This window comes from Bacillus sp. FSL K6-6540 (genome assembly GCF_038007545.1).
On record NZ_JBBOXH010000002.1, the window covers coordinates 201,447 to 217,441 of the forward strand.

At 43.3% G+C, this 15,995-nt stretch carries 15 protein-coding genes; 1 reads left to right on the plus strand and 14 read right to left on the minus strand.

Going from position 1 to position 15,995, the window contains the following annotated elements:
* Positions 1-12: 12 nt before the first annotated feature.
* The 4 genes from psdB to psdR form a co-directional block, all read right to left on the minus strand.
* Positions 13-1,953 carry a lantibiotic ABC transporter permease PsdB gene (psdB, locus tag MHH82_RS33450; RefSeq protein ID WP_024571588.1) on the minus strand — a complete coding sequence of 647 codons (1,941 nt, stop codon included), beginning with the start codon at positions 1,951-1,953 and terminating at the stop codon, positions 13-15.
* A complete protein-coding gene (psdA, locus tag MHH82_RS33455) occupies positions 1,928-2,707 on the minus strand; it encodes a lantibiotic ABC transporter ATP-binding protein PsdA (RefSeq protein WP_003228167.1) in 780 nt (259 codons plus the stop codon). Before psdA ends, psdB begins: the two co-directional genes overlap by 26 nt.
* 82 nt (positions 2,708-2,789) lie before the next feature.
* Positions 2,790-3,860 (minus strand): two-component sensor histidine kinase PsdS, encoded by a 1,071-nt coding sequence (psdS, locus tag MHH82_RS33460; protein WP_072175102.1) that lies wholly within the window; start codon positions 3,858-3,860, stop codon positions 2,790-2,792.
* Positions 3,854-4,567 carry a two-component system response regulator PsdR gene (gene psdR, locus MHH82_RS33465; protein WP_021480675.1) on the minus strand — a complete coding sequence of 238 codons (714 nt, stop codon included), beginning with the start codon at positions 4,565-4,567 and terminating at the stop codon, positions 3,854-3,856. The genes psdS and psdR overlap by 7 nt, the downstream gene beginning before the upstream one ends.
* A 146-nt stretch (positions 4,568-4,713) precedes the next feature.
* Here psdR and MHH82_RS33470 point away from each other — a divergent pair, with 146 nt between their 5' ends.
* Positions 4,714-4,923 (plus strand): hypothetical protein, encoded by a 210-nt coding sequence (locus tag MHH82_RS33470; RefSeq protein WP_021480676.1) that lies wholly within the window; start codon positions 4,714-4,716, stop codon positions 4,921-4,923.
* Between the two features lie 35 nt (positions 4,924-4,958).
* Here the strand turns inward: MHH82_RS33470 and MHH82_RS33475 are convergent, their stop codons facing one another.
* From MHH82_RS33475 to bmrA, 10 genes are all read right to left on the minus strand, one after another.
* Entirely contained in the window at positions 4,959-5,723 is a 765-nt protein-coding gene (locus MHH82_RS33475; protein WP_072175103.1) for an arylamine N-acetyltransferase family protein, read from the minus strand.
* Positions 5,724-5,981, minus strand: a complete 258-nt coding sequence (locus tag MHH82_RS33480; protein WP_003219835.1) for an HPr family phosphocarrier protein — start codon at positions 5,979-5,981, stop codon at positions 5,724-5,726.
* Between the two features lie 23 nt (positions 5,982-6,004).
* Positions 6,005-6,955: a DNA-binding protein WhiA gene (whiA, locus tag MHH82_RS33485; protein WP_003243775.1), complete on the minus strand. Its 951-nt coding sequence runs from the start codon at positions 6,953-6,955 to the stop codon at positions 6,005-6,007.
* Between the two features lie 22 nt (positions 6,956-6,977).
* On the minus strand, positions 6,978-7,931 hold the full coding sequence (mgfK, locus tag MHH82_RS33490; protein ID WP_003244450.1) for a gluconeogenesis morphogenetic factor: 954 nt from the start codon (positions 7,929-7,931) through the stop codon (positions 6,978-6,980).
* 1 nt (position 7,932) lies between these two features.
* Entirely contained in the window at positions 7,933-8,820 is an 888-nt protein-coding gene (gene rapZ / locus MHH82_RS33495) for an RNase adapter RapZ (RefSeq protein WP_003228143.1), read from the minus strand.
* A gap of 24 nt (positions 8,821-8,844) precedes the next feature.
* Entirely contained in the window at positions 8,845-9,321 is a 477-nt protein-coding gene (locus MHH82_RS33500; protein WP_010886622.1) for an 8-oxo-dGTP diphosphatase, read from the minus strand.
* Positions 9,322-9,639: 318 nt separating this feature from the next.
* Positions 9,640-10,590 carry a thioredoxin-disulfide reductase gene (gene trxB, locus MHH82_RS33505; RefSeq protein ID WP_003228139.1) on the minus strand — a complete coding sequence of 317 codons (951 nt, stop codon included), beginning with the start codon at positions 10,588-10,590 and terminating at the stop codon, positions 9,640-9,642.
* Between the two features lie 205 nt (positions 10,591-10,795).
* Positions 10,796-12,205, minus strand: coding sequence for a peptidoglycan DL-endopeptidase CwlO (gene cwlO / locus MHH82_RS33510; protein WP_072175104.1), 1,410 nt, complete (start codon positions 12,203-12,205; stop codon positions 10,796-10,798).
* Positions 12,206-12,585: 380 nt separating this feature from the next.
* A complete protein-coding gene (locus MHH82_RS33515) occupies positions 12,586-14,040 on the minus strand; it encodes a tetratricopeptide repeat protein (RefSeq protein WP_041850490.1) in 1,455 nt (484 codons plus the stop codon).
* A 125-nt stretch (positions 14,041-14,165) separates the two neighbouring features.
* Positions 14,166-15,935, minus strand: coding sequence for a multidrug resistance ABC transporter ATP-binding protein/permease BmrA (gene bmrA / locus MHH82_RS33520; RefSeq protein ID WP_032726926.1), 1,770 nt, complete (start codon positions 15,933-15,935; stop codon positions 14,166-14,168).
* Between the last annotated feature and the right edge of the window lie 60 nt (positions 15,936-15,995).

A 15,995-nucleotide genomic window follows, 5' to 3' on the forward strand; every position in this document is an offset into this window, starting at 1 on the left:
CCGGATTTCATATTACATACGCTGAAGAACAGCACGCTTATAAATATGACGGGTGACGATATAATAAAGAGCCTGGAATACAAAATAAATGAAGATGACAATTACGGCCTCAAGAAATAAATTGGAATTCAGCATATTACTTAACGCTGCATACGCAAAGCCCGCGTGAATCGTACCTGCGATAAATGGGATGAAGAATAAAAATCCTATTTGCTTTCCAAGGATCGAGTGAATCTCTTTGTCCGTAACCCCTATTCTTTTTAAGGCTAACACCTGCACTCTCGTATCTTCTATTTCCGTAAACATCCGCAAATACAGCATGCTTCCTTGCACGATAAAAAACAGCACACTGACAAACAGACCAATAAACAGCATTAATGCAACTCCCTGCTTCACAATTTGATAACTAGGAGCACGTGTTTGAAAATCAGATGTATGTTCTTTCGGCACCATGTTTTCAAGCTTTTCAGAGACATCCACCGTCTCCTGCCAATGCTCAAGCTCATAACCTACCATTCTCATCTGTTCCTTCAGCGGCACATCCTGTGACAGACTGTCAAAGCTCTTTTCGCTGACAACCAATAAACGGCTGACTCCATCGACAGACATCAATATCCCTTTGTTTTGCTGCTTTTTCATGACGTAGGAAAGGGTTTTTCCTGACTTCATATGAAATGCTGCTGTTTCCCCTTCTCCAAATGTGTCTTTCACCATCATTTGAAAAGAAACATTAATAAATGCTTCATTTTCTTGTAAATGAATAACTGGGAACCCTTTTTCCTTTGCGACTTGATTATAGACTTTTTCTGAAATCAGCAGAGCTTCCGCTTCCATCTTCTTATTTCCATACGGCAAGTCTGACTGAAAAGTGACAGGAATCCCTGTGGCATCCACCTTATACTTGATAACAGCATGAGCTTTTTTCAATGTATTCTCAGCCGTCTCAGGCTTCATGACCTGAAAGCGGGAAGCATCCTTTTCCACCCAGGAAACAGACTGAGGAATGCTTTGCTCCTCCTGCCTTTGTAAATCGGAATAAAACATATAGATGACACCTGTAGCTGTTAATATGACCGCTGTAATGACAGAGGTTAAAAACAGCATGCGTGCATGATCCTTCAGCCTGAATATCATGTTGGAACGCACAATGATATTTGTGCCTTTGTAGAAGCTGTGTTTCTTTCGGTACAGCATGCGGAAAAACGCCACACTGCTTTGTGTAAAAAAGAAATACGTGCCAATTAACACTAAAATCAAAATTGGAAATACCCGAAACATCATGTCAATTGCATTGGCTGTTGCAGATAGATAATAACCGCTGCCTAGACATAGCAAAGACAATACAGTGAGCCATTTCGAATAAACCGGCAAACTTTTCGGCTTTTTGGCCGATTTAATCAGTTCAATGATTTCCAGCTTTCGAATCCGTCCCAGTGATAAAATGAGCAGCGTCTGAAACAGGATGAGAAAGCCGGCAATTGTCATCACAAACGCTTTCGGCACAATGGCAAACGAAATCGGCACCTTCACGCTGAGCATCCATGTCATGATCATAAAAAACAGTTTTGAAAATAACAGGCCTGCTCCAATGCCGGCCGCAATCGCCGCAAGAGAAATAAGTGACTGCTCATAATAAATCATCTTGCGAAGCTGCTGCTTTGATGTGCCAAACAGTGTCAGCAGCCCAAACTCTTTCTTTCTTGCCTGCAAAAACGCTGAATTGGAATATGTGATGAAAAATATACAAAACACAATGATGACGACAAGAGCTGCGCTCAAGCATGTTTTGACAAGGCTTCCGCCATATATATTGTCTTCATTGACATCAGGATGAAAAATAAATGATGTGAAGACAAAAAACACCGAAACGGCAAACACACAGCTTAAAAAGTAGGCCACATACCGTTGCAGATTCCCAAGAATGTTTTTACGGGCGATAGTTCTCAAATTCATGAAAATCGCCTCCCAACACACTCAAGGTATCCAATATACTTTGATAAAACACCTGCCTGTTTGTTCCTCTGTGAATCTCTGAAAAGAAACGTCCGTCTTTAATAAAAACAATCCGTTTACAGAAACTTGCCGCTGTGGCATCATGCGTAACCAACAAAATCGTCGCTTCCTTTTCCTCATTCAGCTGAGCCAGTGTGTTCATCACTTGCTTTGCCGATTTTGAGTCGAGGTTTCCTGTCGGTTCATCGGCAAGAATGAGCGCCGGATTGTGGATAATCGCTCTGGCACAGGCTGCCCGCTGCTGCTGTCCGCCCGACACCTCATATGTGCGATGATCGAGAATGTGCTTGATTTGCAGCGTATCCGCCAGTTCATCCAATCGGGCTTCCATTTCTCTCAGCTTTACCTTATCCAATGCGAGCGGCAAGAGAATATTTTCACGAATCGTCAGCGTATCAAGCAGATTAAAATCCTGAAAGACGAAGCCGAGTTCTCTTCTGCGAAACAAAGCCAGCTCTTGGTCCTTTAACGTTTTCGGCTGAATGCCGTTGATCATCATCTCGCCCTGGGTCGGCTTATCAATGGTAGCCAGCAAATTCAAAAGCGTGGTTTTTCCGCTTCCCGACGGCCCCATAATCCCGACAAATTCTCCTTTTGACACACTGAGATCAAAGGCGCTGAGCGCTTGGTATGATATTGTTCCTTTATTTGAATAGTACGTTTTCGATAGGTTCGTTGTTTGCAACACATTCATGTTCTGCTCCTCCTTTTTCTTTATTATAAAAAGGAAGTCAGCATCCTCCCATCGAACTTTCTTGCAATTCCGCTCCCCAACCTTACAATGCTGTCACATTCATGAGGGTGTCACTTGAAAACACGATGGTCATCACAGTGCCAGCCCCTTCTCTTGATTCCGCATACAGCTTATGGCCGAGACGGCTGCACACCTGTTTTGCTAAATAAAGGCCCATTCCAGTTGCCTCTTTCATGGTTCGTCCGTTTTCTCCGGTAAAAAACGCGTCAAAAATCCGCGGCAGATCCTGCGGCGGTATGCCGATTCCTTTGTCGGCAACCGACAATCGCGTCTCATGTCTCTGTGTTTCAATCCGGATTGTAATAGAGTCTCCCACACCTTGCTTTGAATATTTTAAGGCGTTGAAAAGGATTTGCTCGACAACAAAGGAAAGCCACTTTTGATCACTGGAAATCTGAACGGCATTTGGCGGCACATGTAATGTTGGAAAAAGGCGCCGTTTAATAAACTGACGTTTTTCCTGATTGATCAGTGAACGAACCATTTCTGCCAAATCAAAGGTTTGCGGCTTTACATCAAATGCAAATTCCTCCAGCCTAGCCGTTTGCAGCATCATATCAAGACCGTGGCGAAATCTCTCATTCTCATCCTCCAGCTCCTCTAAAAACGTCGAAAAAGAGGACGAGGTTTCGTTTTTTCCTTCCTGAATCATTAAGGATATGACGGATACCGGTGTTTTCATATGGTGGACCCATTGGTTGGTAAAGATATAATGCTGTTTTTGCTGATTGATATATTGTGAGAGCCTGCTTTCGTATTGCTGCCCGAGTGCGTTGATCATCTTCGTCCAAAGCGCTTGCTCTCCTGTTCTTGGCTTTCGGGCTTTCAAAGACTGTCCGATGTCATTCGAAGAAGAGGCTTGTTCTGCAAGCTTTTTAACATAGGTGAGAAAGGAAATTTGCCGAACATAATCAGCAGCAAAACCTGCGGCTAAAAGAGCACCGGGCAAAATCCATATGTACATCATATTTTCTTTGGAAGGTTCTGCGCCGCTCTCTACAATGCTTAAATACGCAATCAGCATGGCGGACCCTATCCCTAATAATGAAAATAGAATAATGGCTAAGCGGTCGATGAGATAAGTCTTTAACACTCCGCTTCATCCTTCCGATTGACTTGAAATTGATAGCCTTGTCCTCTGATTGTGGAAATGCAATCTGTCAGTCCTGCATTCTCCAGTTTTCTCCGCAGCCGATTGACATTGACCGTTAACGTATTGTCATCGACAAAATCAACGTCATCCCATAACGCCTCCAATAGTTCATCACGAGAGACAATTTTTTTATGCTCCCTCACAAAAATCGAGAGAAGCTGGAATTCTTTTTGGGAAAACAAAATCCGGACGCTGTTCCACTCCGCTTCATTTTGATCAGGATAAATCGTTAGCCCGCCAAGCTCCACTATTCTTGATTCCTGCGGCAAAGAGGGCGAGTATTCACCATATGTGCGGCGCAGGACGCTTTTGATTTTGGCCATCACTACCTCTAGATGGAACGGCTTTGTGATATAATCATCGCCGCCATTTTCAATCGCCATTACCTGATTCAGCTCATCGGTCCGTGCCGATATAAAGATAATCGGCGTATTGGAAATGGTACGGATTTGCCTGCACCAATAAAACCCGTCAAAAAAAGGCAGGTTGATATCAAGCAGCACAAGGTCAGGCTTCATTTCTGCAAATTCCAATTTTATATCATTCAGCTGTTCAGCAATTTTCACTTCATATCCGTATTTTTGAAGATGACCGCCCAGCAAAGAAGCAATCCGCTCATCATCTTCCACAAGCAAAATCCGATACACGTTTATCCCCCTTATATGTACATCACGATGATTTTTCTAGAAGATTCCAAAATTATTATAGCATGTGCGGAATAGTAAATCGGTCTTTTTCTTTTCGTTATGATAGAATGATAAAGGTAAAATTTTCATAATAGGCAGGTGTCGTGATGAAGAAAATCATGCTGTTTCTGGCAATTACGTCAATTCTTTCAGCATGTCAGCCCAACTATACCGGGAAATACATAGAAATTGGGGATACACTAACTGAATATGAAAAAGAGTGTTTTAAAGAGAATGAAATTCCTTATAAATACGAAAAGGGAAAACTGTATATCCCAGAAGATGCATTTGATACAGCAATCTACACTTGTTCATAAGAAAAAGCTTGCAGATAACCTGCAAGCTTTTCACGTTACAAAAAATGAGTATTTAATTTCTCTTCAAATTCTGAAGGGCCAATGTCACTTTTTTGAATGTCACTGCTGTTTTCATGAATCGTAAAATGGCGCTCTGACATGACCATCCTTCCGCTCGGCGTCAGCTTTGAGGCAAGCGGGGATTTGTTAAAAGGAGATTTTTCATGAGAGTGAATGATGTCCTTCATGTTATCTAAATCACCGAGATCACTCTCTTCAAGAGTAAAGGCGTACCCGATTTGCCAGCCTTCTCCCTTGTCCATCAGCAGAACATGGCTGCCCTTTTCTGTCTCTTCTCTTTTGATTCGGAATGACCCGACTGGTGACTGTACCGTTTCTCCGGAAAGCGGTATCGGCTGGAGCGCCAGGTTGATGCCGAAGCCGATATCAACGAGGTAATCGCCGTTTTCCGCAGACAGCCATACAGCAGCATGCGTCCCTTCTAGTGCCCATCCCTCTTGATTGCCTGCATAAACCGTTCCTCGAATGAGCTTCACGTGAAACCCGGCCTCATGCAAGACAAAATAAAGAAAACCATTTAAATCGTAGCATAGGCCGCCGTGCTGATCTTTGAGCAGACGTCGCCATAGCTCTTCTTTTGTGATCTTATAATTCTCTTTTGCAAGTACGGCACGGTTTTCGAATGGAAAACGGTATGCCATTGCTTTGAGAAAAAGGGGAAGATCGCCGAAGCTGACATGATCTTTCTCCCAGCCAATTTTCTGAAAGCAGTCTTTTAGAAAGTCACTCATTTTTATCACCTAAACTTCTTCTTGAACGTAAGCAGCCAGCTTCTCCAGCGCCTCTTGTTCATCTTCTCCCTGGGCAATCAAGGTAACCTCAGTGCCTGTGCTTACCGCAAGGCTCATCAGCCCCATGATGCTTTTGGCGTTTACTTTTTTCCCATCCTTCTCAAGAAACACATCTGACGTAAACCGGTTTGCTTCTTGTACAAACAAAGCAGCAGGACGTGCTTGCAGTCCTGTCTTTAATCGAACTTCCACTTTCTGTTGAACCATAAGATCTCCCCTTTTCTTTACGGTTATTTTAAAGTGACGGTTTGCCCTGTCCGCAGCTGTTCTGCGATTTCGTCAAGTTTTCTCAGCCTGTGATTGATCCCTGATTTGCTGATTTTCCCGCTTGCTACCATTTCCCCCAGCTCTTTCAGCGTCACTTCCTGATAATCAATCCGAAGCTGCGCAATTTCCCGAAGTTTTTCAGGCAGCGCCTCCAGGCCGATTCTTTCATCGATGTATTTAATATTTTCCACCTGTCTCAGCGATGCGCCGATCGTTTTGTTTAAGTTGGCTGTTTCACAATTGACGAGGCGGTTGACCGAATTTCTCATGTCCCGGACGATTCTGACATCCTCAAATCGCAGAAGCGAATTGTGAGCGCCAATTACGTTCAGAAACTCTGTAATCTTTTCAGCCTCTTTTAAATAGGTAATATAGCCTTTTTTCCGTTCGAGCGTTTTGCTGTTTAACTGAAACTCATTTAACAGGTCACATAATGAATCGTTATGCTCCTTATAAAGAGAGAAGATTTCTAAATGATACGAGGAGGTTTCCGGGTTATTGACCGAACCTCCTGCCAAAAATGCTCCTCTCATATAAGAACGCTTGCAGCATCTCTTTTTGACCAGCTCTTTCGAAATACTTCGTTCAAACACAAAATTCTCCCCGAGTATTTTTAAATCCTCTAAGATCGCTTTTGCATTTTCTGAAAAACGCACAATATAGACGTTATTCTTTTTCAGCCGCATTTTCTTTCTGACCAGCAGCTCGACCGACACATCATATTGTTTTTTCAGCAATGTATAGATGCGGCGGGCAATCGCCGCGTTTTCAGTTTGAACATCGAGTACGAGATGGCGGTTTGTAAATGATAAAGCTCCATTCATCCGAATGAGTGCAGACAGCTCGGCATTAATGCAGCAGTCCTTCACTTCCAGATTCGTTAATTCTTTTTTTGTTTCTGATGCAAATGACATATAGCCACCTCATTTCAAGGCTTCATTCTTTCAGTAAATCAACAAGAAGAGAGGCCACTTTATGTGTATCGTGACGTATTACGTCATTTTTATACGTTACAATTTGATCTCTGATGACTTCAAGCCCCATCGCTTTCAGCTCTTCAATATCAAAATCAACAGGACGCGCCGATTCCATTTCGTACTTACGTTTTATTTCGTCGGGAATGTCTTCACTGTTCACTAATATCGTATCAATAAAACCACAGCCCATATGCTGATTGAGGGCTTTCACATGATCAGCAGCGGTGTAATGGAGCGTTTCGCCGGGCTGAGTCATCACGTTGCAAATGTATACTTTTTTCGCGGGCGCCTTTATCACTTCTTCCCCGATTTTTGGGACGAGCAAATTGGGAAGAATGCTTGTATAGAGGCTTCCCGGGCCGATAATAATCAAATCCGCTTCCCTGATTACGTCTATTGTTTCTGGCAGCGGATCAATCTGTTCAGGCGTGAGAAAAACACGCTTAATGCGCTGTCCGTATTCTGGGATCGTTGACTCGCCTGAGACCACGCGGCCATCTTCCATCTCAGCATGCAAAACGACACTGGCATTGGCAGCCGGCAAAACCTTTCCTCTGACATTCAGCACCTTGCTCATTTCTGTGACAGCGTGAAAAAAATCACCGGTTATATTTGTCATCGCTGCCAAAATCAAATTCCCGAGAGAATGGCCTGTTAAGTCATTCCCTTTATTGAAGCGGTGCTGAAAAAGATCTTCAACAAGCGGCTCCACATCGGATAAAGCGGCAAGCACATTTCTGATGTCTCCGGGAGGCGGAATTTTCAGTTCATTCCGCAGACGGCCAGAGCTTCCCCCATCATCGGCAACTGTTACAATGGCCGTGATGTCAACGGGTTTATGCTTTAGGCCCCGAAGCAATACAGAAAGACCTGTACCGCCACCAAAGATTGCGATTTTCGGCTTTTGTCCCATCTTATTTCCGGCTTCTCTTTTCAATGTCCCGGTGAGTAACATGAGTATAGTAATCCTTTTTGAAATAATCAGCTAAATTCTCGGCTAATGTCACAGAGCGGTGCTGGCCCCCTGTGCAGCCGATCGCAATGACAACCTGGCTTTTTCCTTCTCTTTTGTAAGATGGAAGCATAAAGCTCAGCAGATCAATTAATTTCTCATTGAACTTTTGCGTTTCATTCCACTTCATGACGTAAGAGGAAACCTCTTTATCCTTGCCAGTCAGCGGCCGCATGCTTTCGATATAGTACGGATTCGGCAAAAATCTGACATCAAAGACGAGATCTGCATCAATTGGAATACCGTATTTAAAACCAAATGACATGACATTTACGGTAAATGTCTCTCCTTGGTTTGTCGCAAAGTGCTTCACGATTTTTTCACGCAAATCACGCGGCTTCATGTCAGACGTATCGTAAATGATTTGAGAGCGGCCTTTTAATTCCTCAAGCAGCTCTCGTTCCAGCGCGATGCCTTCAAGCGGCAGGCCAGTCGCTGCCAGCGGATGCGAGCGTCTCGTTTCTTTATATCTTGTGACGAGAATGGAATCCTTCGCGTCTAGGAATAAAATTCGCGGTGTGATCCACGGATTTTCGGCCATTTCATCCAGCGCTTCAATCAGCCGGTCAAAAAATTCGCGGCCGCGCAAATCCATCACGAGCGCAACTTTGCTCATTTTCGAATTTGATTCCTTCATCAGCTCTAAAAACTTTGGAAGCAATGAAGGCGGAAGATTATCGACGCAGAAATAGCCGAGATCTTCAAAGCTTTGGATCGCGACAGTTTTCCCCGCTCCCGACATTCCAGTTATAATGACAAGCTGAATATCATGTGATTCACTAGCACTCATCTTTCTCCCCCCTGACTTGTCTTTCTATTTGATGTGCTGCGGGTCTAAACGATAACTGAGCAGCTCAAATTCCGGTGTATACGTAAATGTGCCGTGCAGCAGCCCTTGTCCCTTCATCATAAAATCAAGGATATGGCCGTCTCCAGGGGCCATAGGCAGGTTCTGAATGTCATTGACATCGTGCCACTGCAGTTTGCCCTCCTCTGATTCAGACACATTTTGTCCTGTATAAGAATCAGCGACAAACGTAAACATCATCCACTCGGAGACAATGTGGTCACCGTCTTTAATAATAAAGGTAAAAACGCCTTTTAATTGAGGATTTATGATATAGATACCAGTCTCTTCTCTGTACTCTCTGATGACGGAGTCTCTGACTGATTCTCCGCTCTCCATCTTGCCTCCCGGCGCGACCCACCATCCGCGTCTCGGCTTTTGAAGCAGAAGAACTTTGTCATCCGTCTGAAGCACACAATTTGTCACTCTTTGCAAGTACGTCACCTAACCTTCGTCCTGTCATCGTCTCTTTATTATACCGCTTCAAGATGCCTCCCACAATGAAGAGACATTGACAATCTTTTCTTCTATTTTACAGCATATTCATTCCTTAATTCAGATGATTTTGCTGTAACTGGCATTCATCTTTTATTTATGGACAAAAAAAGGACACGGATAACTGGAGAATCCGTGCCAAAAAAGTGTATTCATTATAAAAAGGGGGTCAATTACTTTATTAATCATAACCGAAAAGCATTACACATGTGTTACAGCGGAATTAAAACCCAGTAACGTAATGTGAAACTCGTATGACAGCCCTTTTTATTTTAAGGTTTTCAGCGTTTCTTGGAGCTCTTCGACATAATGCTGTACGCTTTGTGCCGCAATGCTTCCGTCTCCTGTAGCGGTTACGATTTGGCGCAGTGATTTTTCGCGAATGTCTCCGGCAGCGAAAATTCCTTCAACCTTTGTCTCCATGCGGTCGTTTGTTTCGATGTAGCCTTCTTCATTCGTAATGCCCAGATTCTCAAACGGTTTAGACAGAGGAAGCATGCCAATGTAAATGAATACGCCGTCTGTTTTGAATTCACTTTCTTCACCGGTTACCGTATCGACAAGCGTTACGTTACCGACTTTGCCGTTTTCCTCATGAATTTCCTTCACGGTTTTGTTCCATAGGAAGTCAACTTTTTCATTATCAAATGCTCTCGCTTGAAGAATACTTTGAGCACGGAGTTTATCACGTCTGTGAACAATTGTTACTTTTGAAGCGAAACGAGTCAGATACACGCCTTCTTCAACCGCGGAATCTCCGCCGCCAACAACAACAAGCTCTTTGCCTTTAAAGAAAGCCCCGTCACATACTGCACAATAAGATACACCGCGTCCGCCCAATTCTTTTTCGCCAGGCACACCGATTTTTTTATATTCCGCACCTGCAGCAATGATGACAGCACGTGCTTTATATTCCTTTGAACCAGCTTTGACTACTTTGTACTCTTTGCCGTCAACGACTTCTTTAATATCGCCATAAGCGTATTCAGCGCCAAACTTTTTCGCGTGTTCAAACATTTTGTTAGAAAGCTCAGGCCCAAGGATACTTTCGAATCCAGGATAGTTTTCTACATCTTCCGTATTGGCCATTTGTCCGCCAGGAATTCCTCTTTCAATCATTAATGTCGATAAATTCGCTCTTGATGTGTATACAGCGGCCGTCATCCCAGCAGGGCCCGCGCCGATTATAATCACGTCATAAATTTTTTCTTCTGACACACTATTCACTCCTTAAACCATCTTTTCAAGTTTGGGCTCCTTCTTATAAGATAAGAATCCCCATCAAACGTATTCCTTACCCATATCCTATAAAATCTCATGGTGATACGCTATTTTTTTGCTCAACACGATTAAATGTATTCGAAAAGGGTATATGTTAATAAAGAAAGAGCCTTCTGTTTATAGAAGGCCCTTGTCATATTTATTATTGAACAACACGTCTTACAACGCCTTTAAATGCTTTTTTCCAGTAAGGATTGCTCATAGAGTCAACAGATACGCCATGAGATGTATTGTCGTTTAGGAAAGTACCGTTTCCTAAGTAGATTCCTACGTGTCCATTTGTTTTGTAAGTGTCAAAGAACACAAGGTCTCCGCGTTTCATTTCAGACGCGCTGACAGCTTGTCCTCTGCCAACTAACGTATCAGTAGTTGTTCCGCCGACAGGTCCAAGGTTAACACCTGCAGAAGCGTATGCCCAGCGTACAAATGATGAGCAGTCAAAAATACGGTTGTTGATATCAGACTGAGTGCGTCCGCCACCAAACTTGTACGGAGATTGTCCTACAATGCTTGAACCAACGCTGATCGCGCCTTCAATTCCGCCGGAGTTGCTGATAACAGTGCCGCCTGAATTGCTGTTTGAGCCGCTGCTCTTCTTAGAAGATGATCCGTTAGACGAACTGTTTGATGAACTGTTAGAAGAATTGTCTGAAGAATCATCAGATGAGCTTGCTTTTGCTGATTCAGTTGTAGCCGTTTGGCTGTCATCTGTTTGTGTTTCATCAGATGCTTTTTGTGCTTCTTCCTGCTTTTTGATCAAAGCAGCCGCTGCTTCTTGTTCTTTTTTGATGCGTGCTTGTTCAGCTTCAGTATTTGCTTTTTGATTTGCAAGTTCAGACGCCTCTGATTTTAATTCAGAAATCGCTTTAGCCGTTTTCTTCTGGCTTGCCTTTGCTTCGTCGAAAAGCTTGTCTTTTTCATTAAGCTGTTTATCAAGGTCTTTTTGCATTGTTTCTAATTTAGCCAATGCAGCTTGAACTTCTTTCAGCTTGTCATTCAAATCCGCTTCAGAATCTTCGAGCTTCGCTTTATCCTGTTCTTGCTGTTTGATTAAATCTTTGTCTGCGTCCACAATAGATGAAACCGCAGTCGCACGAGAGATAAAGTCACCAAAGCTTGTTGATCCTAAAAGAACATCTATGTATCCTTGAGATCCGCCGCTTTCCTGTAAAGAACGAACGCGTTTTTTCAGGATCTCATTGCGTTTTTCGATGCGTGCTTCTGTTTCTTTAATCTCTTTTTTCAGTTTTTTGATTTCTTCTTTTGTTTTATCATTTTCTTCTTTTTTATCTTCAATCTTGTTGCTTGTATCAAGCGCCTTATCATTAATGTCTTTCAGTTCTTTTTCAATCTTTGATTGATTTTCCTGAAGCTCGGTTAATTCTTTTTCCTTCGCTTCAATGCTGGAAGCAACCTCAGATTGCTTGCTTTCGATTTTTTGTTTCTTTTCATCTAATGTTTCCGCCGATGCAGTTTTACTTGTAAATGGGATCAAAAAACTGCTTGTCCCGATGACGGAAGCCAAACCAAGTGTAATTAAACTCTTTCTCACTTTTTATATCCTCCCTTTTACTGTGAACCTGTCCTCATTTGGAATCGTATTTTGAACATCAAGTTTCGTTCCTCATACTCTACGAGGAATGATGGTTGTTTATGGTTAATTATTCTGTGCATCTCTTATTCTGGTTGTATAGCGTTTATTTCACATCATATGTAAAAAACACTAATTCCTTATGTACGAGAATCATTATACCATCAAGTTTCGACAAATTAGCGATAAATTTTATTACATTTATGTTTCAAACAGATGTCAAGTCACACATCATTTGTCATTTTTCTTAAGCGTGTAAAAAAACTGTCGATATTATTTTCTTAATATAATCTATCAAACAAAAAAAGAGTCGATTAAATAAATCGACTCTTTAAAATTTACTATTCTAGAATATCATCAATATATTTCATATATTTCGTCAAAGTTGCCGGAGAGATGCCGAATCGGGTCGCTGTGTCTTTTTTCGTGTCTTGCTTGCCATGGGCTTCCTTCCAAATATAACAGATGGCTGCTGCCCAGCCTTTCTCATTCTTCAACGGAGCGGCTGCACGAATTTGCTGGATGACATGGAAAACCCAGCAGCTCATGACTTCTGTTTTCATCTCTTCTTTTTCAGCTTGCTCTAATAATTTGACCGTTTGATAAGCGAAAAGTGCATCCTCTGAAACGTCAGCAGTAGCAGAATCTCCATTCAGAAGCAGCTTTACAAAATGATTTTCAAAAGGAGCGGTAATTCTCTTTGAGCGTATCACCGCTTCAAGATGCTCTGTTTCTCCCTTTGTGCTGCTGATATAATAGGCTGCGAGACGCTGCTCCACAGATGAAGGAAGAGCTTCCCTCCGCTCAATCCAAGGCGCCGGGCGGTCTTCGCCGGGATATTGCGACTCGACTTTTCTCCAGATCGTCTCGGCAAAGTCGGTATGTCCCGTAAAATAAGCAGAGCAGGAAAGCCAGTAAAAGAAGGTGTCGTCCCCTTCAAAGCCGGTTTTATATAATGATTTGAGCCATTTATATCCGATCTCGTAGCGGCCGACAAGCGCCAAAGTAGCACCCAATTTATAACGCTGCTCCATTAGCATCGGATAGACATTGGAGAGCTGATCACTCAATTCCGCCACTTTTTCGTCTTCTCTTTCATAATAGTAGAAAACGAGAAGATTGCATAAGGCGTGAAGATTTCCTTCATTATGAGAAAGCACTTCATAAGCGGTTTGCTTCGCTTTTACAACGTTTCCTGAATAGAAATAGGCAAGCGCGAGATTGTTGTATGCTGACCAAAGCTCCGGATATTCAGCTGTGATTTCCTCAAGCGCCGCAACCGCTTCAGCAAGCTGGCCGCTTTCCAGCAATGACTTTGCCCGATCCTGTTTCACCAGCAGTTCATCCTGATCATACAACGAATCCTCAATGCCGTCGTCTCCTAAATCGAGCAAATCCAGCAGACTATCGTTTTCTTCGGCGAATTCACCATCCGGGTCCGCATCAGAATAAGCGGCCGCTTCTTTATAAGCTTCCTGGAAGAGCCCCAGATGGGCAAAGTTATTCGCTTTAAAGTAATGGCACTCCGGCATTTCGGCCTCCAGATTTGCCATGATATAGTCAAGAAGATCGTTCGACTCTTGATACTGGCCCATTTCCGAATAAATGACCGCAAGCTGTGAAAGCATCTCTGAATCCTCCGGCTCCAAATGAACCGCGCGCTGAATCAGTTTGCTTGCCCGTTTTAGATTGCGCTCTTTATACGCTTTCAAGCCTTTATGAAAAAAATATTGTCCATCTTGAAGCAGCTGGACAATTTGTGCGTGATTTTTATGTTCAGAAGTGTGTTTTCCCACAACTACCCTCCGTTTTATACAATATTACCGTCAGTAGTATACCATAAATCGTAAGCCCCTCAATAGTTCAAAAGGAAGGATTGGGAAAATCCCTCCTCTTTTTTATTGGCTGATTCGACCAAAATTTACCCGGCTTTGTTTTCTAAGTCTGCATTCATTTTCAGCTGCTGTTCAGCAAAATCCCGATAAAGGCCATGGGAAGCCATTAACTCATGGTGTGTTCCACGACCGGTAATTTCCCCTTTTTCAACAAACAAAAGCTGGTCCGCATCTACAACGGTAGATAGGCGGTGAGCGATAACAATCGTTGTGCGGCCCTCCATCAGCACCTCCAGTGCCTGCTGAACTGATTTTTCAGATTGGCTGTCGAGACTTGAGGTAGCTTCATCGAGCATAAGAATGCTTGGGTTACGGAGAAGTGCTCTCGCAATCGCGATTCTTTGCCTTTGTCCGCCTGACAGCATAATGCCGCGTTCGCCTACTTCTGTATCAAACTGATTCGGCAGCTCCTTTATAAAATTGAGCGCATATGCCATCTCCGCGGCTTTTTCGATCTCAGCATCCGTCACATCTCGTTCTAACCCGTAGCAAATATTTTCTCTGATTGTCCCGGACATTAACGGGCTTTCCTGTGATACATACCCGATATGCTCCCTCCACGATTCAAGCGAGTAAGTATCGACCGGCTCGTCCCCCAGCCGAATGGTCCCTGCAGTCGGAGAATAAAAGCGTTCAAGCAGCTTAAACAGCGTCGTTTTTCCCCCGCCGCTCGGACCGACGATCGCTGTGACTTTCCCTGCTTCAATGACGGCGCTGATCTCTTTTAAGATCAGCTGATCGGGCTTATATCCAAAAGACACGCGATCAAGCTGGATAGGCAGATGCGCATTTTCGATTTGTTTTCCCGTCACTGTATCTTCCTCTTCCTCTGCCAAGATCTCAATCATTCGTTCTGTTGCACCGATTGATTTTTGCAGCTGTGTAAAGAATGTTGTAATTTGGCCCATCGGCATAATAATTTGGAACAAATATAAAATAAAAGCCACGAGCGCTCCGGCCGTGAGCTCGCCTGAAGATACCTGCATGCCGCCATATCCGATGACTGCGACAAGGGCTGCCATTAACACGAGTGAGATAAGCGGGCCGACAAGTGATTGAACCTTAGCTTCTCGAACGCCAAGCTTAAATAATGAGGAAATCCCTGTTTTCCCGCGGCCGTATTCGACATCCTCCGCATTTGAAGCTTTGACAAGTCTGATTTCCGGGAGAATTTGATTCAGCAGGCCTGTAAAACGGGCTGTTTCATCTTGTGTTTCCCGTGAAATGGAGAACATTTTCCGCCCAATCGGCACCAAAATAAGAGCGGCCAGCGGAACGACCACTAACACAAGCAGTGTCAGCTTCCAGTTCATAATAAACAAGATTGTCAATGATCCAATGACAGAAATGATGCCTGTAATAAATCCGCTGATATGGGTTGTAATCAATTCTTTGACAACCATCGTATCGTTCGTTACACGGCTGACTGTTTCTCCGGAAGCATTTGTATCAAAATAAGAGACAGGAAGCTTAATTAGTTTCTTCCATAATAAATCCCGCAGCCCAGAGATGATTTTTTGTCCATTATAGTTAAGGGCATAGGTGGCATAAGCGCTTAAACCCGCCTGAACGAAAAACACCAGCGCGATCAACCCGATTTGCGTGCCTGACAGATTTGACATAGAAAAACCATCGACAAGCTGCTTCGTTAATAATGGAATGAGCAGGCTGACCAGTGTGGTTACAACACTGAGGGCAAGCGCAAAGGCGAGCTTTCCATAAGAAGGATTGGTCCGTCTTACTAAGGCAAAAAAGGGTTTCAATTTACTTTTAGATTTTTGTTTCTTGGTTGGCATATATTTTCCTCCTGTTTCAGCGTTCAGAAAGGTGAAAAGTCATAGCAAAAGGATGATTTT

Excerpts from the sequence above, each read along its gene's own strand:
- MHH82_RS33470 (WP_021480676.1), top strand. The coding sequence starts at position 4,714 with ATGAAGAAAATCATGCTGTTTCTGGCAATTACGTCAATTCTTTCAGCA.
- MHH82_RS33480 (WP_003219835.1), bottom strand. The coding sequence starts at position 5,981 with ATGGTTCAACAGAAAGTGGAAGTTCGATTAAAGACAGGACTGCAAGCA.
- mgfK (WP_003244450.1), bottom strand. The coding sequence starts at position 7,931 with ATGGGACAAAAGCCGAAAATCGCAATCTTTGGTGGCGGTACAGGTCTT.
- whiA (WP_003243775.1), bottom strand. The coding sequence starts at position 6,955 with ATGTCATTTGCATCAGAAACAAAAAAAGAATTAACGAATCTGGAAGTG.
- rapZ (WP_003228143.1), bottom strand. The coding sequence starts at position 8,820 with ATGAGTGCTAGTGAATCACATGATATTCAGCTTGTCATTATAACTGGA.
- psdB (WP_024571588.1), bottom strand. The coding sequence starts at position 1,953 with ATGAATTTGAGAACTATCGCCCGTAAAAACATTCTTGGGAATCTGCAA.
- bmrA (WP_032726926.1), bottom strand. The coding sequence starts at position 15,935 with ATGCCAACCAAGAAACAAAAATCTAAAAGTAAATTGAAACCCTTTTTT.
- psdA (WP_003228167.1), bottom strand. The coding sequence starts at position 2,707 with ATGAATGTGTTGCAAACAACGAACCTATCGAAAACGTACTATTCAAAT.